Annotated in this window: 27 protein-coding genes; 19 read left to right on the top strand and 8 right to left on the bottom strand. The window is 39.1% G+C overall.

Annotated elements, in window-relative coordinates; genetic code table 11:
• From AC3WJG_RS25800 to AC3WJG_RS25790, 3 genes are all read left to right on the top strand, one after another.
• Positions 1–1,031: zinc-dependent alcohol dehydrogenase (locus AC3WJG_RS25800; protein ID WP_492588860.1), on the top strand; the 1,031-nt coding region annotated here is incomplete at its 5' end.
• A complete protein-coding gene (locus AC3WJG_RS25795) occupies positions 1,028–1,789 on the top strand; it encodes an SDR family oxidoreductase (protein WP_337134522.1) in 762 nt (253 codons plus the stop codon). The genes AC3WJG_RS25800 and AC3WJG_RS25795, both read left to right, overlap by 4 nt.
• A 62-nt stretch (positions 1,790–1,851) precedes the next feature.
• Positions 1,852–2,211 carry a hypothetical protein gene (locus AC3WJG_RS25790; RefSeq protein ID WP_098334470.1) on the top strand — a complete coding sequence of 120 codons (360 nt, stop codon included), beginning with the start codon at positions 1,852–1,854 and terminating at the stop codon, positions 2,209–2,211.
• Positions 2,212–2,255: 44 nt separating this feature from the next.
• Here AC3WJG_RS25790 and AC3WJG_RS25785 read toward each other — a convergent pair whose 3' ends face one another.
• The gene (locus AC3WJG_RS25785; RefSeq protein WP_043981603.1) at positions 2,256–2,486 is read right to left on the bottom strand and encodes a hypothetical protein; all 231 of its coding nucleotides are present in this window, start codon (positions 2,484–2,486) and stop codon (positions 2,256–2,258) included.
• A 263-nt stretch (positions 2,487–2,749) separates the two neighbouring features.
• Between AC3WJG_RS25785 and AC3WJG_RS25780 the strand changes: the two genes are divergently transcribed.
• The gene (locus AC3WJG_RS25780) at positions 2,750–3,262 is read left to right on the top strand and encodes a P-loop NTPase family protein (protein WP_028408994.1); all 513 of its coding nucleotides are present in this window, start codon (positions 2,750–2,752) and stop codon (positions 3,260–3,262) included.
• 78 nt (positions 3,263–3,340) lie between these two features.
• On the opposite strand, the gene AC3WJG_RS25775 is transcribed toward AC3WJG_RS25780, so the two are convergent.
• Together AC3WJG_RS25775 and AC3WJG_RS25770 are read right to left on the bottom strand one after the other, a co-directional pair.
• Positions 3,341–4,012, bottom strand: coding sequence for a VOC family protein (locus AC3WJG_RS25775; RefSeq protein ID WP_337134521.1), 672 nt, complete (start codon positions 4,010–4,012; stop codon positions 3,341–3,343).
• Positions 4,013–4,051: 39 nt separating this feature from the next.
• A complete protein-coding gene (locus tag AC3WJG_RS25770) occupies positions 4,052–4,453 on the bottom strand; it encodes a hypothetical protein (protein WP_028408992.1) in 402 nt (133 codons plus the stop codon).
• A 130-nt stretch (positions 4,454–4,583) separates the two neighbouring features.
• Between AC3WJG_RS25770 and AC3WJG_RS25765 the strand changes: the two genes are divergently transcribed.
• Both AC3WJG_RS25765 and AC3WJG_RS25760 read left to right on the top strand, forming a co-directional pair.
• Entirely contained in the window at positions 4,584–5,819 is a 1,236-nt protein-coding gene (locus AC3WJG_RS25765; protein WP_337134520.1) for an MFS transporter, read from the top strand.
• Entirely contained in the window at positions 5,816–6,268 is a 453-nt protein-coding gene (locus AC3WJG_RS25760; RefSeq protein ID WP_098790571.1) for a GNAT family N-acetyltransferase, read from the top strand. The genes AC3WJG_RS25765 and AC3WJG_RS25760 overlap by 4 nt, the downstream gene beginning before the upstream one ends.
• Before the next feature lie 109 nt (positions 6,269–6,377).
• On the opposite strand, the gene AC3WJG_RS25755 is transcribed toward AC3WJG_RS25760, so the two are convergent.
• Together AC3WJG_RS25755 and AC3WJG_RS25750 are read right to left on the bottom strand one after the other, a co-directional pair.
• Positions 6,378–7,289, bottom strand: coding sequence for a DMT family transporter (locus tag AC3WJG_RS25755; protein WP_102813012.1), 912 nt, complete (start codon positions 7,287–7,289; stop codon positions 6,378–6,380).
• Between the two features lie 167 nt (positions 7,290–7,456).
• Positions 7,457–7,603, bottom strand: coding sequence for a hypothetical protein (locus AC3WJG_RS25750; protein ID WP_013057506.1), 147 nt, complete (start codon positions 7,601–7,603; stop codon positions 7,457–7,459).
• A gap of 220 nt (positions 7,604–7,823) precedes the next feature.
• Between AC3WJG_RS25750 and AC3WJG_RS25745 the strand changes: the two genes are divergently transcribed.
• Complete coding sequence (locus tag AC3WJG_RS25745; protein ID WP_098659255.1) at positions 7,824–8,714, top strand: LysR family transcriptional regulator; 891 nt, start codon at positions 7,824–7,826, stop codon at positions 8,712–8,714.
• An 84-nt stretch (positions 8,715–8,798) separates the two neighbouring features.
• Positions 8,799–9,971: an iron-containing alcohol dehydrogenase gene (locus AC3WJG_RS25740; RefSeq protein WP_098659256.1), complete on the top strand. Its 1,173-nt coding sequence runs from the start codon at positions 8,799–8,801 to the stop codon at positions 9,969–9,971.
• Between the two features lie 38 nt (positions 9,972–10,009).
• Here AC3WJG_RS25740 and AC3WJG_RS25735 read toward each other — a convergent pair whose 3' ends face one another.
• Positions 10,010–10,342, bottom strand: coding sequence for a hypothetical protein (locus AC3WJG_RS25735; RefSeq protein ID WP_337134517.1), 333 nt, complete (start codon positions 10,340–10,342; stop codon positions 10,010–10,012).
• 199 nt (positions 10,343–10,541) lie between these two features.
• On the opposite strand from AC3WJG_RS25735, the gene AC3WJG_RS25730 reads away from it, so the two are divergent.
• The 7 genes from AC3WJG_RS25730 (at position 10,542) to AC3WJG_RS25700 (ending at position 17,064) form a co-directional block, all read left to right on the top strand.
• Positions 10,542–11,579, top strand: coding sequence for an EAL domain-containing protein (locus tag AC3WJG_RS25730; RefSeq protein WP_098659257.1), 1,038 nt, complete (start codon positions 10,542–10,544; stop codon positions 11,577–11,579).
• Between the two features lie 172 nt (positions 11,580–11,751).
• Positions 11,752–12,996 (top strand): YeeE/YedE family protein, encoded by a 1,245-nt coding sequence (locus tag AC3WJG_RS25725; RefSeq protein ID WP_098248237.1) that lies wholly within the window; start codon positions 11,752–11,754, stop codon positions 12,994–12,996.
• 301 nt (positions 12,997–13,297) lie between these two features.
• On the top strand, positions 13,298–14,404 hold the full coding sequence (locus tag AC3WJG_RS25720; RefSeq protein WP_098659258.1) for a CapA family protein: 1,107 nt from the start codon (positions 13,298–13,300) through the stop codon (positions 14,402–14,404).
• A gap of 92 nt (positions 14,405–14,496) precedes the next feature.
• On the top strand, positions 14,497–14,682 hold the full coding sequence (locus tag AC3WJG_RS25715) for a DUF4083 family protein (protein ID WP_102813011.1): 186 nt from the start codon (positions 14,497–14,499) through the stop codon (positions 14,680–14,682).
• A 100-nt stretch (positions 14,683–14,782) separates the two neighbouring features.
• The gene (gene brfA, locus AC3WJG_RS25710) at positions 14,783–15,016 is read left to right on the top strand and encodes a ribosome rescue factor BrfA (RefSeq protein WP_028408981.1); all 234 of its coding nucleotides are present in this window, start codon (positions 14,783–14,785) and stop codon (positions 15,014–15,016) included.
• 103 nt (positions 15,017–15,119) lie between these two features.
• Complete coding sequence (locus AC3WJG_RS25705; RefSeq protein ID WP_013057497.1) at positions 15,120–15,605, top strand: GNAT family N-acetyltransferase; 486 nt, start codon at positions 15,120–15,122, stop codon at positions 15,603–15,605.
• Between the two features lie 127 nt (positions 15,606–15,732).
• Positions 15,733–17,064, top strand: a complete 1,332-nt coding sequence (locus AC3WJG_RS25700; protein WP_098248239.1) for a TIGR00366 family protein — start codon at positions 15,733–15,735, stop codon at positions 17,062–17,064.
• 43 nt (positions 17,065–17,107) lie between these two features.
• Here AC3WJG_RS25700 and AC3WJG_RS25695 read toward each other — a convergent pair whose 3' ends face one another.
• Positions 17,108–17,947, bottom strand: coding sequence for an SDR family oxidoreductase (locus tag AC3WJG_RS25695; protein WP_102813010.1), 840 nt, complete (start codon positions 17,945–17,947; stop codon positions 17,108–17,110).
• A gap of 224 nt (positions 17,948–18,171) precedes the next feature.
• On the opposite strand from AC3WJG_RS25695, the gene AC3WJG_RS25690 reads away from it, so the two are divergent.
• The 4 genes from AC3WJG_RS25690 to AC3WJG_RS25675 all read left to right on the top strand — a co-directional run bounded on the left by AC3WJG_RS25690 (position 18,172) and on the right by AC3WJG_RS25675 (position 22,804).
• On the top strand, positions 18,172–19,134 hold the full coding sequence (locus tag AC3WJG_RS25690; RefSeq protein ID WP_028408977.1) for a carbohydrate ABC transporter permease: 963 nt from the start codon (positions 18,172–18,174) through the stop codon (positions 19,132–19,134).
• Positions 19,134–19,961, top strand: coding sequence for a carbohydrate ABC transporter permease (locus tag AC3WJG_RS25685; protein ID WP_013057493.1), 828 nt, complete (start codon positions 19,134–19,136; stop codon positions 19,959–19,961). The genes AC3WJG_RS25690 and AC3WJG_RS25685 overlap by 1 nt, the downstream gene beginning before the upstream one ends.
• Before the next feature lie 70 nt (positions 19,962–20,031).
• On the top strand, positions 20,032–21,315 hold the full coding sequence (locus AC3WJG_RS25680) for an ABC transporter substrate-binding protein (RefSeq protein ID WP_060746821.1): 1,284 nt from the start codon (positions 20,032–20,034) through the stop codon (positions 21,313–21,315).
• 175 nt (positions 21,316–21,490) lie between these two features.
• The gene (locus AC3WJG_RS25675) at positions 21,491–22,804 is read left to right on the top strand and encodes a suppressor of fused domain protein (RefSeq protein WP_060746820.1); all 1,314 of its coding nucleotides are present in this window, start codon (positions 21,491–21,493) and stop codon (positions 22,802–22,804) included.
• Positions 22,805–22,893: 89 nt separating this feature from the next.
• Here AC3WJG_RS25675 and AC3WJG_RS25670 read toward each other — a convergent pair whose 3' ends face one another.
• Entirely contained in the window at positions 22,894–23,217 is a 324-nt protein-coding gene (locus AC3WJG_RS25670; RefSeq protein ID WP_060747327.1) for a YnfA family protein, read from the bottom strand.
• Positions 23,218–23,220: the final 3 nt, after the last annotated feature.

Raw genomic sequence — 23,220 nt, 5'->3', positions numbered from 1 at the left:
TGAAAGCAGGTGTCTACGTTTCAGAAACGAAAGCCGTTATGCAGCAAAAAACGAAACCGGTTATAAAAGAAGGGGAAGCGCTTGTAAAGGTATCCCATGCTGGAATTTGCGGAACGGATATGATGATTTATTTTGGAAAACATCCTAGAGCACAGGTGCCACTGACTATGGGACATGAATTTAGCGGAGTGATAGAAGAGATTCGGGGAGAGACGGAATTTTCTTTAGGTGACCGCGTAGCAGTTGAACCTACGCTTAGCTGCGGAACGTGCGAAGCCTGTGTAAGAGGACAGTTTCACGTTTGTAAACAGTTAAAACTAATCGGCATTGATCAAGATGGAGGGTTTGCGCAGTACGTGGCTGTTCCGGTGAACCGCCTTCACCTCTTGCCAGAGAAACTGTCTAGCGCGCATGCAGCTCTTGCAGAACCTGTAGCGGTTGCCGTACATACAGTACGACGCTCACGGTTGAAAGTAGGAGACCAAGCTGTCATTTTAGGAGCAGGACCTATTGGACTGCTGATCGGGATGATTGCGAAACGAGCAGGAGCAAAAAAAGTAATGATCTCAGATATTAGTTCTTATCGCTTAACTAAAGCGAAAGAACTTGGCTTTATACCAATTGATGCAATGAAAAAAGACGTCGTAAAAGAAGTGCGTTTGCTTACGAATTACGTCGGTGCAGATGTTGTATTTGAAGTAGCCGGAAATCAAATTACAGCAAAACAAATGGTTGAAACAAGCCGTATTCAGGGAGAGATTGTGGTGGTGAGCGTATACAAAAACGCTCCAGAAGTAGATTTAGCAGCGATGCACTTTAAAGAAATTTCATTAACTACAACGAGATGTTATACAAGGGAAGATTTTCAGACGGCTATTGATTTACTGGCAAGCGGTGAAATAGCAGCAGATTCTTTAATTTCTCATAAACTGCCGCTTGAAAATATTCAAGCGGGGTTTGAGTTTATGCAGCGGCCTGATGAATCACTTAAGGTTTTATTTGCACCAAATGGAGAGGAGAATGAACAATGACAGTAGATTTATTTTCTTTAGATGGTAAAGTAGCAGCGATTACGGGAGCAACAAGAGGAATTGGAAGATCAATGGCGATTGCTTTGGCAGAAGCAGGTTCGGATATCGCTCTTTTGCAGCGATCAAAGGAATTTCTTGGAGTAAAAGAAGAAATTGAACGTCTTGGAAGAAAATGCTTTATTGTTAATTGTGATCTGGAAAATGCTTTTGAAGTAAGCGAAGCGATCTCATCGGTTGCTGCTTATTTTGGCAAGCTCGATATTTTAGTGAACAACGCTGGCATTCAAAGACGTTCACCCGCTGTAGACTTTGCAGAGGAAGATTGGGATGCTGTTATGAATGTTAATTTAAAAACCGTATGGCTGTTATGTCAGCAGGCAGGCTTCCAAATGCTTAAACAAGGAAGCGGAAAAATCATTAATATGGCATCTTTGCTTTCTTACCAAGGCGGTATTACCGTTCCGGCCTATGCTGCAGCAAAAGGCGGAGTTGCTCAGCTTACAAAGGCTTTATCTAATGAATGGGCAGCAAAAGGCGTAAATGTTAATGGAATTGTACCAGGGTATATTGCTACTGATATGAATGAAGCACTTATTAACGATGAAACGCGCAGCAGACAAATCATTGAACGTATTCCCGCAGGCAGATGGGGGGAAGCAGATGATTTTAAAGGAGCGGTTGTCTTTTTAGCATCTGATGCATCTGCCTATATTCATGGGCACTTACTTGCTGTAGACGGAGGCTGGCTAGGAAGATAACGCATGAATGAACGAATTTTTTCATATCATGAACAAACTTAATTAAAAGGAGCGTTCGTGGTATGAAAAGGTGGATGTTAAATATGGGTATTTCTGTCACAGTGCTCATAACTGCTTGGGCGGTGTATACAAAGCCTGAAGAGAAAGAGATTTCGCTATTTTCTTACGATCAGCCTTCTATCATTGTTCAAAAAGAAAGCACAGACTTTGAAAAAGCGTTAAAAGCTTTTTTGACGCAGCATGGCTTTCAAGAAGTTAGGGTGCTGAATAACTATGCGGAAGCTCAAATTCTAGTTCTTCTGCCCCGCGAACACCTTTCTTCTCATAAGAAAAGAGAAATTCAGCAAATGGTAAATCAAGTTGCCAAACAGTATCACGTTCATCCTGATGTAGTTAATGTTCAGCTATATGAAAAAAAGTAAAAAGCCTTTTAGAAAGGGGAATCCCCCTCGATAAAAGGCTTTTTTTACTCTTTCTTCTTCTCTTGTTCAGCGAGCTCTTCTTGTCTTTTAAAATGTGATTTTCCTAACGCATACACAAAACTAAAAAACAAAGGAAGTAAAATAGTCAGCAGCACAAGGCGGGTAAGCATATCGCCCAAATCATTTCTTGTTAAGTAAATATTAATAGCTGCAATGACAATATAAACAAAAATACCGAGGTTTCGTAAAAATCTCTTTAGCATAGATGCATTCATTTTTTTCACCTTACTTTTATATACTCACATTTAAGGTAAAGGAAACGATTCATAAAAGCAACCTATTTACTACAAAGCAAGAAGGAATATAGGAATTTATAATGAATATTTATAGGTTGCCTGAAAATCATGGAAATAAAAATCCTAACATGAAGTCGTTTTATAAAGCAGTTCGCTCCGAGTACACTGAATGCGCCGAGTCAGCTATAAACAGCTACCTTCTCTTCAATCAGCTTTATTTCTTAAAAAGGTAAGGTGATGAGATGAAAAGAGTACTGGTAATGGGCGTCTCTCCAGGAGTAGGAAAGTCTACATTTGCCAAGAAATTAGGGGAAAAGCTTGATCTAGAAGTATATCATTTAGACAGCCTGTATTGGCAGCCTGGCTGGACGGAAAGAGACAATGATAGCTTTAGAGAATTGCAGGAGCACATTGTAAAAAAAGACAGCTGGATTATCGACGGGAACTACAGCAATTCGTATGACGTGCGAGTGAAGCGTGCAGATACCATTATTTATTTAGAGCTGCCGCTAATCGTTTGTGTGTACCGAGTAATAAAGCGGAGAATCGTATATGCAAGAAAAACGCGTGAAGATATGGCAAAAGGATGCCCTGAAAAAGTAGATTGGTCATTTTTTACGTTTATTCTTACTACGTATCGAGAACGGAAAAAAAAGATGAGAAACCGGTTTAAAAAGCTTAAAAATGATGAGGATTACAAGGTTTTTATGCTGATGAACAGAAAGGACATCGAGAACTATATACACAACCTATAGGGGGAGTATGTGCTGAATTTTGAGCGAAAATAGCCACGTAACAAGTTCGCTTGTTACGTGGCTTTATTAAAAAAACAATCATTCTTGCGTAATCTTCAACATTCCTTCTTCGTCGAGCGCAAGCGTTAGAGAATGATTAACCTTTACCATTAATGGATGAACTTCAGAGTCTTGGTTCGAAAAAAACCACCGTCTTTTAGGCATCCCTACAAGAAAAAACGCACTGCCGCTTCCTAAAAAGTTAAAGGTCTCGTTTAATAGCCTGTTGTTGCGCACGTTGATACCGGAGTTAATAAGCTGTGTCCCTACAGAGTGGACATGAGGAGTTGTCAAGTTGATTTCTCCTATGCTTAAAAGCGACTTAGAAGAAAAGGGGTCCTTGGATGACGGGCAGTCCGAATGTCTTGAAATGTATTCAACAATATTATGAGCAGGGTCTTCAAAATAAAAGGAATGAGCATCAAATGCTTCAAAATAAATCTCATCTTTCTTCTCTTCCGTATTGAGGAAGACTCTCTGAGTAGCCCATTGCTTTGCTTCCATAAATCGGTTTGCTGGAACATTAAAAGCAAAATGGTAAAAGGGCTTTGTATGTAGAGAACTTTCTTTAAAGGTTAGCTCACTTTCACCAACCTTGATGGAAAAAGAATGCGGTGAAGCGGCGGTTAATGGGAAATCGAGAGAATTTACATAAAAATCCTTCATTGTGTCCAATAAGTGGGTGTACAGGACAGCTTGATTAATGATCATAAACCATTCCTCCTCGTTTAAGCGTTGTCTAAAATGGTATTACACAAATTTTTCGCTCTCTTTTTGATTACTGCTTTTCCAATGAAGCTGAAAAGAGCCTTTATGCTCAGAGCCTACAAAATTAATACGATATCTCCTCGTTTTTTCGGGTGTTAAATAAAGAGAGTTATTAGTCATTTCAAAAAATCGTGTCTGTTTTGGATCTTCTACGTACAGGGACAGGTCTCCGCTTTTGGTATTTTTAGATAGCGTAAAAGCGTAGGTTACACCTTTTTTGAGTTTAATGCTCCGGGAGTAGCGGCCCGTAAAGCTGTCGTATTCGCCAAAGAAAACCTCACTTCGCTCCTTTTTTATTTTGCCTCCTACAATTTGATTTTCCTGGCCGTTAAAGTTAATAAGTAAAAAAGCGATAAGAACAATAAGAAAACTATATTTAAACATAAAAACCTCCATCTACTAAATTATAGATAGTTTTGGATTTCGTCAAATAGTGTTATAGTTTAAAAGGGAAAAATTAACAAAAAACGAATTATCTTTTTGCATGTTACGTCTAACAGAAAGGAGAAAAGAATTGACTCAGCGTTTTTATCTTTTAGCAGCAAGTCAAGTAACCGCAAATGTAGGTTTTGTTCTTTATACATTGGCTGTCACTTCCTATATAAAGGAAAACACCGGTTCAACAGCTCTTGCGTCGATGATTACGATGACGAGCTTACTTGCACGGCTCCTTAGCGGCCTTAGCGTACCTTTACTAGACGATATGTATAAATCCATTCACATTATGCGGTTTGTTCAAGTGATACAGATAGGGATGCTTGTTGGATTGTATGTGCTGCTTACACAAGAATTTACAGTCACAGTACTAACGATGGGTTTTATCATTGTTGGAATCATTTCTTTTTTTAACGGCTTTTTTTCCATTTTTAAAACGTCAGTTGTACGCAGCTTAGTAAATGATAGTCAAAGAATGCAGGCGAATAGCTTGCTTTCAACAATTGATCAAACTTTTCTGTTTGCAGGGTGGTCGCTTGGTGGTTTCGTTTTGTCCTTAACGGGATCCACTCAGTCTCTATTTATAACGGCAGGTCTTCTATCGATCTCATTTGTTTGCTTACTGTTTATAAAAGAAGCCCACACATATAAACAAACACAAAAGCGAAGAGCGGCAAAACTAATGGAAGGATGGCGCTTTTTATGGATACATAAACGCATCAGAGCCCTCGTTATAATGGACATCATCGAGTCGCTTTTTGGAACCATTTGGATTGGAGCTATTACTCTTTCTTTTGTGAAAGAAGTGCTTGAAAAAGGAGAAGCGTGGTGGGGATATATAAACGGTGCGTATTATTTTGGAAGCATAGTTGGAGGAATTATTGTGTACCGCATGTCTTCTATGGTAAAAGGAAGGCTTTTGCTTTTTATGTTCTTAGGCTCAATTGGTTATGCTGTTTTAACCGGTTTTTACGGTCTAGTAACGAACCCGTATCTAGCTTTAGTACTTTTGATCATGATGGGTCCTGCCTATCAGCTTCGAGATGTAGCTCAGGAAACCATTTATCAAAATACCTGCAGCAACGGGATGTTTCCTAAAGTAATAGCGGCAAAATCAACTCTTGTACAGGCTGTGTTTATACTTTCCATCGCATTTGTAGGGACAGTAGCCGATCTGTTTGGGGTAAGGTTTGTATATCTATTTTCAAGCTTCATGCTACTTTTAACGGCTCTAATAGGCATGGCAGGATTAATGTATAACAAGCATTCTATCGAAATAAACAAGACACCTGCTGAACGGAGAGGAGGTATATGAGAATCATTAGGCTAACGTATCTTGTGGAGCATGATATAAAAGAGCTGTTAATAGAAAGCCAGGAGGCAGGCTTTTTCTTTCTTACCAAGCTAGTAGCGGAGTATAAAAACGGGCAAAACGTATTTAACAAAACAGGCGAAAGATTGTGGGGAGTTTACGGTAAAAAAAACAAATTAATTGGCGTAGCCGGCCTTAATCAAAATCCTTACAGCCAGTATGCTAACGCTGGGAGAGTAAGGAGGTTTTATGTTTCAGCTCAGTTTCGCAGAAAGGGTATAGGCAAACAACTTTTAAAAGAAATTATTCACTATGCAGAGAATTATTACGACAGTCTCGTTCTCTATACAGACACGGACAAAGCGAAACTATTTTATGAACGAAACGGTTTTAAACGCGTATACAATCAGCATAAAATCACTCATGAATATAAACTAAAAAATGTTCATTAGTCAAACTAACGAGCGTTTAATTCAAGTAGGACATTAAAATAATATACGAATAACGCCCAGAAAAAATCTGAGCGTTATTAGCATAAATCAACCGAACCCGTTACTCTTGTTAGTTTGCTTTTTTAAGTTTAAGAGCTGTTTTAGGAGCAGGGCTTTTTTTGACAATATACAAACCGCTAAAAATAATAAGTCCTCCAAGCAGCTGCATAGCATTGATGGTCTCTCCAATAGTTACAGCAGCAAAAACAACGGCGAACAAAGGAATAACATACATGTAAACCATTACTTTTGTCGAGCCGATTTTTCCAATTCCTACATACCACATCACGAGTCCGTACACCGTCACAAATAGAACAGAGTATGCCAGAGAGCTCCAGCTGACTATATCTGTGGGCCAGATAAGCGTTTGATAGGTGAAAAGACAGTAGACAGTAAGCGGAATAGCGCCGATTAAAGCAGACCACGCAGTCACGCGCAAAGCAGAATATTTTACGACTAAAGGTTTTGCTAAAATCGGGTACCAGCCCCAAGCAATGGCTGCCACAATCCCCATGATGTTTCCGAACCATGCAAGCTGCGACAGTGCATGACTAGAGTGACCAAATAACAGTACAAACGCAGCCCCGAAAAAAGCAAGCACAGAGCCTAGCTGTGTTTTTAATGAAAAAGCTTCATGCTTATATAATATAGCTAGGATTCCTGTGAAAATAGGAGACATCGAAATAAGTAAAGAAGCATTGGTAGCTGTCGTATACTTAACAGATACCATAAACAGCGTTTGGTAGAGCGTAACGCCTACTATACTGACCGCTATTAAGCGTCCCCAGTCTTTTTTTTCAATACGAATGCCTCGCTCTATTATTCCTGTGATAAGTAAAAGAATAGGAGCAACCATTATAAAACGCAGTGCGCTAAATTGAATGGAAGACATATGAGCAACTCCAAATTTTCCGATTGTATAATTAGCTCCCCAAATTAACGCCACGGATAATAATACCCATTCCAGCCAGCCTTTTTTCATGTAATCACCTCGAGTAAGTATAGAAACTAAATAAGTGCGAATATCCTTAGTTACAAAGTATACAGGAAGAAATTATGTAAAAGGCCAGCCAATTCAGCTATTTTTATCTCATCCACTTGTTTTTAATACAAACAAAAAAGCAGCTGCATTAGCTGCGTTCATGACTGTTATCCACATTGTTCTATCTCGTCTAATCGCACAAGTTCGACTTTAAAAGCATGATCAATCGGTCGGATTTCACAGTATCCTGAATCATATACGTGAATCAGTACAAAGCGTTTTCCTTTATATAATACTTCTTTGTAGGCTGTCATGAGATACACCCTTTCTTTTCATAGGTTTGTTTTTCATTCTATGAACAAAAAACGGCGTAATTGCCTAATATAAAAAGAATTTTTAAGGTTGATAAAATTGCTTGGCAAAACGAGTTCGCTTATACTGTACTGTGATTCTAGTTACGTATAAGTTCTAATTACTAGAACAGCTTTAGCATATAGACAACGAAACCAAACAGCAGTACATAAGGAGCAGCATATGGATATTAACTATTTATATACATTCAAAGAAGTAGCGAAGTGGGGGAGCTATACACGAACGGGCGAGGAGTTAGGGTATGCTCAGTCAAGCGTTACCACTCATATAAAAAAATTAGAGGATCATTACGGTCAAAAACTATTTGAACGAACAGGACAAAAAATGAAGCTGACTCAGCCTGGTGAAGAATTGCTTTATTATGTGAATCAAGTAATCGAGTTATTAAATGAAGCAAAAGAGCGCCTTACTACGAACGAAGATGCTAGAGGAACCGTTTCAATAGGAACCGTGGAGTCGCTGGCCGCTTATTTTATTACACCGTATATTCGTGAATTAAAAAAGCAGCACCCTTCTCTAAAGATTATGCTAGAAGCGGGTTTATGTCCAAATTTAACACAAGGAATTATTGACGGAAAGTATGATGTAGCCGTTTTACTTGATCGCCTTCAAACATCTTCAAGCTTAGAAGTGATTCCTATTCGAAAAGAAAAAATGGTTATGATTGCTTCGCCTTCCCATTCTTTTAGTAAAAGAAACAGCGTTCTAATGGAAGAGTTTGAGGGAGAGACCATCATTTTAACTGAGAGCGGCTGCCCTTATCGCACGCTTTTAGAAGAGATGATGCGCAGCAGCGGTATTCATATGCAATCGGTCATATCATTTAGCAGTCTTGAAGCGATTAAACAGTGCGTAGCGGATAATTTAGGTATTGCTCTTGTACCGGAAATAGCGGTAAAACAAGAGATGGAAAGTGGAAAGCTGATTAAAGTTCCGTTTGACCACGAAGAATTTTATCTTTATTCACAGCTCATATTCAAAAAGAAAAAATGGCTGACGGCACCTATTCAACAATTTATTTCACTTGTTCAAGAAGGTTATCAAAAATATTGATAATAGATATAGAGAATCTTCAATAATGATGAAGTTGTTTTCGTGCTACACTTTTTATAAGACATGAAACTAGAGGTGTAGAACATGAATATATTTTTGCAGCACAATCCTACAAAATTATACTTTGGAAAAAATCAAATTACGAAGCTATCGCAAGAGCTTGCTTCTTATCATAAACAAGTAAACGTTCTGTTAGTATACGGAGGAGGAAGCATCAAACGAAATGGCGTATACGACGAAGTGAAAGCTGAACTTCAGTCTATTAACGCAGTTGTTCACGAGCTGTCTGGTGTAGAACCGAACCCTCGTTTGACTACGGTTGCTAAAGGCGTTGACATATGTAAAAAAGAAAACATTGATTTTCTCTTAGCCGTTGGGGGAGGAAGTGTGATCGATTGTACAAAAGCTATTGCAGCTGGAGCCGTGTATGAAGGAAATACATGGGATTTAATTACACGTAAAAAAGAGATTACAGGTGCTCTTCCTTTTGGAACGGTCTTAACACTTGCAGCAACTGGGTCTGAAATGAATTCAACTTCTGTTATTACAAATTGGGAAACAAAAGAAAAGCTAGGTTGGACGTCTTCTCACGTATTTCCCGTCTTTTCTATCTTAGATCCGGCGTACACGTTTTCAGTGCCGCGCGACCAAACAGTCTATGGAATTGTTGACAGTATGTCGCATGCGCTTGAACACTATTTTCATCGCACGGAAAACACGCCGATGATCGACGGCTTTATTGAATCTTTACTAAGAACGGCTGTAAAAGAAGGTCCTAAGCTTCTTAAAGACCTGACTTCTTATAAGTATCGTGAAACGATGATGTATATCAGCACGACGGCATTTAACGGAAGCTTAGCAAACGGAACGGACGGAGGAGACTGGGCTACTCACCGTATCGAACATGCTCTGTCGGCCGTATATGATATTCCCCACGGAGGCGGTCTTGCTATCTTGTTCCCTAACTGGCTGGAGCACGTCTTAAAAGAAGACCCTTCCCGTGTAAAGCAATTGGCTGTAAACGTATTTGACATTGATCCAGCAGGAAAAAGCGATGAAGAAACAGCAATGGAAGGAGCAAAAGCGCTGCGCACTTTCTGGAATGACTTAGGAGCCCCGAACTGCTTGCGTGACTATGATATTGATGATCGTGAATTTGATGCGATTGTTGAAAAGACCTTTGTAAAACCAGGTGTTGGCACTTATAAAGAGCTTGACTATGCAAGCGTTCGAGATATTCTAGAAAGATCCAAATAAAAAAAGACGAGCTGCCTGCTCGTCTTTTTTATATGTACTCAATAATCCATTAGAAAATAAAGAAAAAGAAAAAAGCACAGCACAATGAATCCTGCTCCTACCGTTATTTCGGAAAAACCTTGAATAAACGTACTTTTAGGACTGCTTCCATCGTTTTGCAGATGAAATACACGTTTTCTTTTGCGCTCATGTACGATTACCAACGAACCAAAAGCAACCGATAATAAGGTGAAGAGCGGCACCGCGATTAAAAACAGTTTAATAGAATACGCCCAGTATGATAGATACAGCATATAATACATTGCTCCGGTACTTAAGGCAAAGAGTATTAAAGAAAATAAAAACCACTTCGTAAAACGGTTTTTGCTCATGTATCGTTCACTTCCTTTTATCAAGTGCGTCTTATGATGTAGACAATAAAATACGTCTATCATTTTACCAAAACTTTTTGGTACATTCTATTTTAACGGGAAAATAGGGTTTGTAAGTTTCTTAAAAGTGGTATAGTTCCTAAGAACTATCCATGTATACATACAAAAAACTGATGATAAATGAGGGAGAAGATGAGCTATGGGGTGCGACGCGTGTCTGCCAATTAGGACAGGATATACGGTTTCTTTTCAGAAATCAAGCGATGTGAAGAAATTGGAAAAATACTTTAAAGATATTTCTCAAAGCCAATGGAAGACTCTTGGAGAAGATATGGTCTGGATGAGGGAAGATATCTTTTGGAGTTTTATGGATTATGTTCATCAGCATCTAGACCCTCGGCATGTGTGGGCTGTAGAAGCCCAGCAGCGGAGCCCATTTGAAAACCTGCGGGGTATGGAGCCAATCACCGTTTTTCAAAAAATGAAAGATGCCTTGTGGATTGATGAGCTGATTGAAGACAAGCGAATTTGCTCATATTATCAGCCCATTGTATCGATTGATCACGAACGCGTGCATATCGTTGGCCACGAAATTTTATCAAGAGGATTAGAAGAAGATGGAAGTATTATACCGCCTTTTAAAATGTTTGAAGCTGCTCAAATAAGAAATAAAACCTTCGCTCTTGACCGAGCCTGCCGCTTAGAAGCTGTAAAAAATGCTAGTATTATTGATCGTCAGCTGATTTTTATTAACTTTATTCCTACAGCAATATATAATCCCGAGCATTGCTTGGCATCTACATTTGCGTTAATTCAAGAATTGAATATAAAACCCGAACAAATAGTGTTTGAAGTGATTGAAACCGAGGATGTTCAAGATATTGAGCATTTAAAAAACATTTTGAATTATTATCGTTCCCACGGATTTAAATATGCTTTAGATGACGTAGGGGTTGGTTATAACACGCTGAAGAGGCTTTTAGAAGTGGAGCCTGACGTGGTGAAGTTAGCATTTGAATTCACAAACGGAGTCAGTAAAAATGAGAAACAGAAAAAAGTGGCCCAAGAGATGTTAGCTATCACCCATAAAATGGGGGCGAAGGCTCTTGCGGAAGGAGTAGAGACAGAAGAAGATTTAAAATGCCTGATAGAGATGGGTTATGATTTGTTTCAAGGGTATTATTTTGCAAAGCCTAATCCTAAACCTTTAAAAGAGATTCATTCTATTTACGCTTAGCAGCAAAAAGCAGAAGAACAGAAACTTCTGCTTTTTGTATGACTAAAGGTAAGAATATTTAAAAAATAAACAATTCACTTTCATTTTGCTAAACAGTTTACAGGAGAAGGGAAGTGCTATAAGATGATAAATATTAATTCTTAGTATTTCTATCAGAAAAGGAGTGGATGGTGTGTCGCAAACGTTGCACTCATCATATAAATCAAAGCCTACTACTGTTGTAACAGAATTAAGTCCTATGCAAAAGCCATTATTTGCAGGAGGGGTTATAGCAGCAGTTATTTTATTTCTTGCGATTGTGCTCACGACTAATTGGACGCAAGGTGTTTTATTTATTATCGGCCTAGCGTTAGGGATGACGCTTCTATACGCACGTTTTGGCTTTACATCAGCATTTCGCCGCCTTGTATCTGTCGGCAATGTTCAAGGCTTGCAAGCGCATATGCTTATGCTTGCAATTGCGTCAACGCTGTTTGCTATTATTTTAAGTACAGGCTTTAGCTTTACAGGGGTAACGCCAAAAGGATATGTTTCACCTGTAGGAGTAAGCGTGATCGTTGGTTCGTTTATGTTTGGAATTGGCATGCAGTTAGGAAATGGATGTGCCTCAGGGACGCTTTATTCGTTAGGTGGCGGCTCTTCTTCTATGATTTTAACGCTTTTAGCTTTTATTGTAGGTTCTATGTTTGGGGCGTATCATTTGCCATTTTGGCAAAAGCAACCTTCGCTTCCCCCTATCTCATTAGCTGAATCGACAGGTCTTGGTTATTTTGGAGCTTGGATTATACAGCTTATCGCGTTCGCAGCGATTTACTGGATTACGATTCAAATTGCTAAAAAGAAAAATCCGCCTATGATGAAACAGCTTCCTACTACAAAAGGGTGGAAAAAGATTATTCGCGGCTCTTGGCCTCTATTCACAGCAGCGATTGTGCTGGCCGTATTAAATGCATTGACGCTTGCTGTAAGAGGAAACCCTTGGGGAATCACTTCTGCTTTTGCATTATGGGGCGGAAAAGCGATGATGGCAGCTGGAATAGATGTATCAAGCTGGGGATTTTTCCAAGGTGCAAATGGAGAAGCGCTAACGCAAAGTGTGCTAGCAGATTCTACCAGCGTGTTAAACTTTGGGATTATATTAGGTGCCTTCATTTCAGCGACGGCGCAAGGGACGTTCAAACCAGGAAAGATTAAGCCCGGAGTTGCAGGTGCAGCTGTTGTTGGCGGCCTTTTAATGGGGTATGGTGCGCGTCTTGCTTTTGGCTGTAACATCGGCGCTTACTTTGGCGGCATTGCTTCATTTAGTCTCCACGGATGGGTATGGATGGTTATGGCAATGCTTGGCACAGGCTTAGCACTATTTATCCGACCGATATTTGGACTCAAAAACCCTAAATCTAATGATTCGATTTGTTAAGTTTAGATAAAACCTTCTTTGCATGGGCAAAGGAGGTTTTTTATTTTAGATGATGTTTGAAAATCTCTATATTTTTGTAAATTCCTTGACGTTTATCAAAGATCATCAGTTTTCTTCATAACGCTTGTATTACAAAAACCTCTTGTTCTAACCCAAAAAGAAGATAGGAATTTCCTTTTTTTATAAAAATTTCACTTATTTTGCCGATATAACAGGAAGATTGTATGTATTTGGCGAAATGTACATTAAACACCATGTCCAAACACAGTTATTAAAACGTAAAAAGGGGTTTTAACGTTACATGAACAAGTATTTAAAAAAAGCTGTTATTTATGGAAGTTTGTGTTTTTTACTGGGAGCGTGCGGAGGAGCAGGAGAACAAACATCTTCTGAACCGCAGAAAAAAGAAGAAGCTGTAAAATCTAAAGAAGAAGCGACAAAAAAAGAGAAAAAAGAGGGCATTAATACAGCCATTAAAATTAGCGCAGCGGGAGATTTTACTTTAGGAAATGATGAAAGCTTCAGCTATGATTCTACTTTTAATGACGTAGCGGCAAGAAATGGCCTGCCGTATTTTACGCAAAATGTAAAGTCGATTTTTGAACAAGATGATTTAACAACGGTTAATTTAGAAACGACGCTGACAACTGCAACCGAAAAAGCAAGTAAAACATTTCGTTTTAAAGGTGATCCTTCTTTTGTGAATATTTTAAAACAAGGAAGTATTGAAACCGTTAACTTAGCTAATAATCATACACGTGATTATTTACAGCAAGGATATGATGATACAAGAGAGAACTTGAAGAAAAGCGGAATAGGCTATTTTGGCTATGAAGATACATACGTCACAACGGTAAAAGGAGTCAAAGTAGGGTTGCTTGGATATCCGGGCTGGGATGACACCAAAGAAATAAGAAGCCAGATTAAAGACGGAATTAAGTCTTTAAAAGAAAAAGGAGCTAAAATTATCATTGTGCATTTCCACTGGGGATCTGAACGACACTATGTTCCTGATACAGCGCAGCAAGCATTGGCAAAATATACAATTGATAACGGAGCAGATTTAATTTTAGGTCATCATCCTCATGTTGTTCAAGGAATTGAAGAGTACAAAAATAAATTTATTGTCTATAGCTTAGGAAACTTTATGTTTGGCGGAAACAAAAATCCAAGTGATAAAGATACATTTGTATTTCAGCAGACATTTACGATTAAAGATGGAAAGCTAACGACGAATAAAGACATCAACGTCATTCCATTCCGTATTTCTTCCACAACAGCACGAAACGACTACCGACCTACGCCTTTAACAGGACCGGAAAAGGACCGAGTGAAAAATAAACTAATTGATGTTTCCAATCAAATCAAACAGGAAAAGTGGACAGTTTACGATGAAGATAGTAAATGAAGCTCTCAGCATTGAGAGCTTTTTTTTATAAAATAAAACAAAAACAACCAAAAAAATGATATAATGTAAAAAAATAGATTAAAGGTGGAGTTATGGTTAATACAGGTGATATAATTTTTCAAATTCTTATGATGCTTATCCTGATAGGAATAGCAGGAGTAATAATTGCATTTATTATAGGCTTAAAAAGGTTGATTCAAAAGCAGGGGACAAATGAAAAAAGGCTTCAGCGTATGGAGCAAAAGTTAGATGATATGCTGAAAAATAAAGAGTCTTGACTATACAGAAGCACTGTCAATACATCAGTGCTTCTGCACTTGACATTTTATAAAAAAGCAGTAAGATATGTATACATCATTTATATAGGGAGGAAGTTACATGGCAAAGTCAAAAGCAAAAAAAATGCGTGATAAAATGACGCGTGAAGGAAAGCGAAATCCAGAATTAAACCGCAGTCTGTTTGTATTTGCAGACATGGAAACCCGCAAAACCAAAACAAAGAAGGAAAAACTTCAGCATCAGCAAACAAAACATAAAAAACGATTATCAGACGGAGCGTACAGTACCGGAGATGATCGTTTTTTTATTGCGTTTCATACATCTACAAAATGAAAAAAGAGCTTTTTGACTATCCATCTTCACTTTGCCCAAACATTTTTACTGTAAACTTTCACAAAAAACCCTTATGATAGGAAAAGAAGGGGATGAACTAAGAATGCTTACGATTGAAAAAGTACCTAAAAACCAAGCGGGCGTTTTGCAAAATTTGTATTCTCTTTATCTCCACGATTTATCTGCGTATACACCTTCTTTAGATATTCGCGAAGATGGAGCTTTTCACTTTGAAGAGCTGCCGCTGTTTTGGAAAGTAGAAGGTCTCTCGCCATACTTTATTAAAGTAGATGATAAGCTGACGGGCTTTTTTTTACTTCTTGAACAGCCCGCACTTCAGCAAGAAGCAGATTACTGCATCAATGATTTTTTTATCTTAAACAAATACCGAGGACAGGGCATCGCTTCCAAAACGGTAAAAGACATTTTCTCTCATCGAAAAGGAACATATATGATTATTGAGCTTGCAGGCAATAAGCGGGCTATTTCATTTTGGAAACATATTTATAAAAGCTTACATATTTCCTTTCAAGAAAAGAAAATTGAACTTGACGGAGAGCCAACTCTTATTCAAACATTTAGTGTGTAAAACCCTTCTGAAAAACAGAAGGGTTTTTTATTTAAACTAAATATTAACAATTTTCAACAAATTATGTATAATTAAAGATGCTTGTCGACATTTATTCACAGGAGTATTCCTGTAAAGGAGGAGTAAAATGAAAGCGTTATCTAATTTTTTTACGACGCTTGTGCAGCGTTTTTTACCTGATCCGTTTGTATTTGCTTTAATCCTGACGCTGATTTTATTTGTCTCAGGTATTGTTTTTACTCCTCACGGGCCGATTGAAATGGTTCAGTTTTGGGGAAGTGGCTTTTGGAACCTTTTGGCATTTGCGATGCAAATGAGCTTAGTCCTTGTCACGGGACATGCGCTTGCCAGCTCGCCGCTTGTAAAGAAGTGGCTTGTGAACATAGCACTATTAGCCAAAACTCCGGCACAAGGGGTAATTCTGGTCACGCTCGGCGCAGCTATGGCCTGTATGATTAACTGGGGGTTTGGCTTAATTGTAGGTGCGCTGTTTGCGAAAGAAGTAGCGAAACGCGTGCCGGGATCTGATTATCGGTTTTTAATTGCCTGTGCTTACATAGGGTTTTTAACATGGCACGGAGGCTTGTCGGGTTCGATTCCTCTTGTCGCTGCTACACCTGGAAACCCAATGGAAAAAACAGCTGGACTTATTCCGCTGTCAGACACGATTTTTACAGGCTACAACTTATTTATTACCCTCGGATTATTAATTGTCCTTCCTATTATGACAAGACTGATGATGCCGACGGGAAAAGAAGTGGTAGAAATTGATCCAAGACTGTTGGCAGAAGATGAAATGGCTCCGGCTACAGTTGTTGAGACAACTTCTTCTAAGCCAACATTTGCTGTACGCATGGAGAACAGCAGGTTTTTAAGTCTGACGATTGCGCTTCTTGGGTATTCATATTTAATTTATTATTTTGCTACAAACGGTTTTAAAATGGATATTAACACAGTGAATTTATTGTTTTTTACAACGGGTATTTTGCTTCACCGCACGCCTTTATCCTATATGAATGCCGTTTCTAATGCGGCGAAAGGAACCGCTGGGATTGTGATTCAGTTTCCGTTTTATGCAGGTATACAAGGCATGATGGAGCTATCAGGTTTAGGCGGGAAGCTAACAAACGCATTTATCTCGATTTCAAATGAAACGACATTTCCGTTTCTTGCGTTTTTAAGTTCTGGCGTTGTGAACTTTTTTGTTCCGTCTGGAGGAGGACACTGGGTTGTACAAGGACCTTTTATTATGCCGGCAGCTGAACAGCTCGGCGTAGATCCGGGAGTCGCTGCGATGGCCATTGCTTACGGAGAAGCATGGATGAATATGGCGCAGCCGTTTTGGGCACTGCCTGCACTAGCTATCGCAGGGCTCGGAGCACGCGATATAATGGGCTACTGCGTGACGACCTTAATTGTATCAGGCTTTATTTTTGCTATAGGACTAACGTTTTTCTAATACGAAAAGGTCAGCTGAAAAGCTGACCTTTTTTTATTCTACATTATAAGCCAACTTCGCGTGCACTCCAGTTCCAGAATTCTTCTGCAAGACGTTCATTTTTTGCTCTTGAAGAAGTGGGAGTCACGCGTTTTTTATAAAAGTAAGCGCCGCTAATATGCGTCACTTCCGGGCTGTCTGCTAAATAAATAGCTGTTTCGGCACCTTGAAGAGGTGTTAAAAAGAAAGGGCGAAGCACGGCGTGAACGCTTTTTCCAAAACCCGTTTGACGGTTAACGCCGATAGCGGTAGAGACTGCACCGGGGTGTAGGCAATTTACGGTTACAGAAGTATCTTTTAGCTTTTTACTTAAGTTGACCGTAAATAAGTTATTTGCTAATTTAGACTGAGAGTATCCTCGCCATATTCCGAATCCTGTTGTTAAGTGAGGGTTGTTGAAGTCTATTTTTCCAGATTTATGAGCACCGGACCCAACGTTTATAATGCGTCCTTGCTGAGATTTTTTCAGCAGCTCTAAAAGTAAATTAGTTAATAAAAAGTGACCTAAATGATTAACACCAAGCATCATTTCGAATCCGTCTTGTGTTGTTTCCCGCTTAACTGTCACCACGCCAGCGTTATTAATCAGCACGTCAAGCACGCTGTAGCGAGACATAAAATCATCACTGAAAGCCCGGATACTAGCGAGAGAAGCTAAGTCGCAGGTCATAAGAGATATGGAATCCGATCCGCTTTGACGCTTCGCTTCTTCTAAAGCCGTATTTCCTCTTTCTTCATTTCGGCATACCATAATGACTTCGAATCCTTTTTTAGCTAGTTCAATCGTTGTGGCCAGCCCCATTCCAGAATTGGCACCCGTAATTAACGCTCGTTTGACTGTCATGCGTATGTTCCTCCCAACTACATCTTTTTTCTAGTGTATAAGATAAGAAGATACGCCGTCCACTTCTAGCTTTTCTTTCATACATACTTTAAAAAAATGCGTAAAGTGTGCACAGGGGAGAAAATGTTGCACAAAGGTCAATATTTTACACCCTACTCGTCAATTAAAGCGGTTTCATAAATAACTGATTTCGCTAAAATAAGACATAGGGAGGTGCTAGTAAGATGAATAGCCAAAGTAAATTACAGGAGACAGAATATGTTCCTTTAGAGCAAGAACTTAAAAGAGAACCATCCATTAATACGAAAAGACGTAAAAATTTGAAAAATGTAGGTTTATTTGCACTATTTGTAGGACCCGCACTATTAGCATTTTGTGTGATTGTACTTATACCATTTTTTACAGGGATTTATTACTCATTTACAGACTGGAACGGAGTAAACGGTACGATTAACTGGGTGGGACTTGATAACTTTAAGTACTTATTCACTGAAGATAAACAGTTTCAGCAATCGTTTTGGATCACAACGAAATATACGGTCGTTGCAATTATCTTAACGAATGTGGTTGGGTTCGTGTTAGCAATCCTTGTTACTCAAATGTTAAAAACACGAAACATTTTACGTACGGTTTTCTTTATGCCGAATTTAATTGGCGGACTTTTACTAGGATTTGTATGGCAGTTCATTTTTGTAAAAGGATTTGCATCTATCGGACAAATCACGGGAATTTCGCTTTTTGAGCTTCCTTGGCTGGGAGACGCAAAAACAGCATTTTGGGGCATCGTGATTGTAAGTGTATGGCAAGGAGCGGGTTATATCATGCTTATTTACACAGCAGCACTGCAAAACGTACCGCAAGAGCTAATTGAAGCAGCAAAAATTGACGGAGCAAGCAGATGGCAAATTCTTCGTCACATTACAATTCCAATGGTAGCACCGGCAGTAACGGTTTGTTTATTCTTAACGATTTCATGGTCATTCAAAGTATTTGATGTCAACTTATCATTAACAAACGGTGGTCCATTTAAATCAACAGAAATGTTAGCGCTTAACATTTATACAGAAGCATTTGTTAATAACAGATACGGTCTAGGTGAAGCAAAAGCCTTAATTTTCTTCATCGTCGTAGCAGCAATTACAATTATTCAAGTAACATACACCAAGAAGAAGGAGGTTGAATCGTGATGGGAAACAAATATACGAGCAAAACCTTTATTGTTGAAATTTTAGCAGTCCTGCTTGGACTGGTGTTCTTGGTTCCATTTTATTACGTGCTTTCAAACTCACTGAAGTCATTTGCAGAAATTTTATCAAACACATCGGCGCTGCCGACAACGATTCAGTTTCAAAACTTTGTTAATGCATTCAACCAAATGAATTACTTAAAAGTGCTTAGCAACTCGCTGATCATTACAGTCATCAGTAACGCAGTTCTAGTCATCTTCTGCTCAATGGCCGCTTACATGCTGGTTCGAACAAAGAAAAAAATCAGCAGTATTATTTTTATGGCATTCGTAGCGGCAATGGTTATTCCGTTTCAATCTATCATGATTCCGCTTGTAAAAGTAGCAGGAAACTTAAATCTGTTAAACAGCATCTGGGGTATTGTGATCATGTATTTAGGCTTTGGTTCAGGTATGACGATTTTCTTGTACCACGGATTTATTAAAGGAATTCCAGTTGAGCTAGAAGAAGCGGCAATCATCGACGGATGCTCACGTCTAGGCGTATTCTGGAGAATTGTGTTCCCGTTATTAAAACCAATTACAGTAACCGTAGTTATCTTAAACAGCCTATGGATTTGGAATGACTTCTTACTTCCGTCTCTTGTTCTTCAAGATCCTGAGCTAAGAACGATTCCGCTTGCGACATTCTTCTTCTTTGGTCAGTATACAAAGCAGTGGGATTTAGCACTAGCAGCACTTGTAATCAGTATTATCCCGCTATTAATCTTCTTCTTTGCAATGCAAAAACACATTGTTAAAGGAATTACAAGCGGTTCAATTAAATAATAGTATCGGCAACAGGGCTGGTTTTGAGGCTGTGGCGTCAAAACCAGCAGCAAATAGGGAGGAACGGAAAATGGCATTTAAAATGAAAAAATGGCCTTTAGCAGCAGGTGTTTTATCGGCTACGCTTTTATTTTCAACCGCGTGTTCAAACGAAAGCGCATCGGGTAATAAAAAAAGCGGCGGAGATCAAGTAGTAGTAGATGTATTTCAAGGAAAAGTAGAAATCGCTGATCAGCTAAAAGCTCTAACTGATCAATACACAAAAGAACATCCAAATGTGAAGTTCAATATCCAAACGGTTGGTGGAGGAGCTGACGGTGCAGCAGCTTTAAAAGCGCAGTTTGCGTCGGGGAATGCACCTGACCTTTTCACAAACGGCGGATATCAAGAGGCAAAAACGTGGAAAAATAAATTAGAAGATTTATCCGATCAGCCTTGGATTGATGACGCGTACGAAAACACACTTACACCAATGACGATGGACGGTAAAGTATATGGACAGCCAATCAGTCTTGAAGGCTACGGATTTACATATAACAAAAAACTGTTCAAAAAAGCAGGCATCAAAGAACTTCCAAAAACATATTCAGAATTAGAAGCAGCGGCTAAAAAGCTGAAAGCTGCCGGTATTACGCCATTTTCTATCGGCTACGGCGAGTGGTGGGTGCTTGGAAACCACGGCTTAAATATTCCATTTGCTAGTCAAAAAGATCCGGATGCATTTATTAAAGGATTAAATGACGGCAGTACGAAAATCGCAGGAAACGAGCAATTCAAACAGTATGTAAAGCTGCTTGATTTAACGGTAAAATACGGAAATAAAAATCCGTTAACGACGGACTACAACACGCAAGTAACGAAGTTTGCGAACGGTGAAGCAGCGATGATTCAGCAAGGAAACTGGATTCAGCCAATGCTTGATAAAATTACGCCGAACATGGATGTAGGCATTCTGCCTATGCCGTTAAGCGATGATGCAGCTGTAGCTGACAAACTTGCAATCGACGTTCCAAGCAACTGGGTTATTCACAAACAAGCACCAGCGGCAGATAAAAAAGCAGCAAAAGACTTCTTAAACTGGATGGTCACATCTAAAGAAGGCCAAAAAGCACTAGTAGAAGACTTTAAGTACATTCCAGCCTTTAAGTCAATCGAAGCAAAAGACATCGGACCTTTAGGTGAAGAACTTCTTAAATATTCTAAGGAGCAAAAAACGCTTCCTTGGGAATGGACAAAATTCCCTGAAGGCGTAACGCAAAAATTTGGAGCGGATGTACAAGAATACATCGGCGGCCAAACGTCTGAAGAGGAGCTATTAAAATCATTAGATAAAAGATGGGCTGAATTGAAGTAATGAAAAAGACAACCTTTGGGTTGTCTTTTTTTGCAATCAAAAGCCTAATACTTTTAGGTTTCTATCCTTATGGTAGAATTAATTGTGAGTAAAAGGTTATATATTCCTATTCGGATAGAACAGTGGAAATTTTATAATGGATACACTTCCTATATAGAAACTAGAGGTGTTGTTTATGAAAATATGGAAATTAAGTACAAGTTTAGAAAGTGAGCAAATAGCCGCTGCTAACAAGGAAGATGACGAAATACTATTTAGAAATTTGCTGCAGCAAGGAGAGTATCTACATAGTAAAACAAATCTTCCAGTTGAAACATATGAAAAAGGAGGGTTAAATAACCTTTTAACTTATAAAGGTTTTGCAACTCCTCCAATTATCGATGGATATGCTGTTCAGAGCTTAGAAAAACTAATTTCTGAGTTTGTAGAATTTGTTCCTCTTACTCACCCTGAATACAAGTGCTACGCTGTTAATATTGTTAATGTGATAAACGAATGTGTGAACTATTCAGAATCAATATCTGATGATTTTGGAGGGTTTGAAAAGCTATCCTTTATAGAGGATAAGGTAAAGAGACAGCCAATTTTTCGAATAAAGTATACCGAACATAGTCTAGGAGATTTTCCTATTATCTCTCCAGAAATTTATGTTTCTGATGCATTTCGAGAGGTAGTGTTTGAGAACGGGCTAACCGGTTTTACTTTCTATGAAGTATGGTCATCACAAGAAGAAGAAGCATCAGTTGAAGAGGTAAATCCATTTGTTCGGGAATCACTCGATGAGGATATGGAAGCTCACTTACAAGCATATTATGGGCCCATTATCCGCCGTGTCGAAGCAGAATCAGCTGAGGTGACAGAGGCAGGTTTTTATGAAATGGCTCCTACAGAATCAGTGCCGTTTTATACGGTCGCAACACATGGTTATAGTACGCTTCGCCTGCCGACACCCCCTGGATTAGACAGCGCGTACGTTGAACTGGTGATGCATGCAGATCAAGATCCGTTTGAAGATGAAAAGTACAGCTGGATTCCACAAGTCATGCATCAAGTAGGAAACTTTGCGATAAACCATATGAATTGGATTGGTCAGTGGATGGTGTTTCCAAATCAAGAGCTGGATCGCTACGTGGATACTTATGAACGAACGTTAGCAGGTGAAAAGGTGAAGTTTCCTTTACACGTTAAACCGTATTCACCAGAAAGCGGCTTTTGTGGTGTTATGGTCGTGCCGCCTCTGCCGCAGTGCCAAGAGGCATTTACGATGTCGTATCTTGAAAATGGAAAAGAAATTGACGGAGAGTGGCCAGTCTATTTCCACACGCTTCTCCCTTTGTATGAAGAAGAAATGGAGTACTATTTCCAGCATGGACAAGAAGCGTTGCTAGAAAAGATGATGGAAAATGGCATCGAACACTTATTTAACTTACATAGACCTAATACGTTTAAGGAAAAAAGAAAAGGCTTTTTCGGCAGATTCAACAAGTGATAAATAAAAAGTAGCCTATATATAGGCTACTTTTTATTTTGGTTTCTCTTACAAAAAGGGAGAAAGCGCGCTCCTTTCTGTGTGATTACTTAACTTCTTGGCCAAAGCATAACGGCTACGCCAATCAGACACACAAGTCCGCCAATCCAATCATATGTATCGGGCATTTTTTTATCAACCCACCACGCCCAAAACAGGCTTAAAACAATAAAAATACCGCCGTAAGCTGCATATACACGTCCAAAGTCCGGGAACGACTGCCACGTAGCAATGACGCCGTACAGCACCAAAGCAATACCGCCCAGAAGTCCTAACCAGCTTGATGCTCCTTCGCGCAGCCACTGCCAAATCAGATAGCCTCCGCCAATTTCAGCAAGACCTGCTAAACTAAAAAGAAAAATTGCTTTAATCATAAA

It is taken from the genome of Priestia sp. FW507-14D1A, assembly GCF_058781295.1.
Note: the sequence above shows the minus strand (reverse complement) of the source record. Positions and strands in the feature narration are given on the sequence as shown.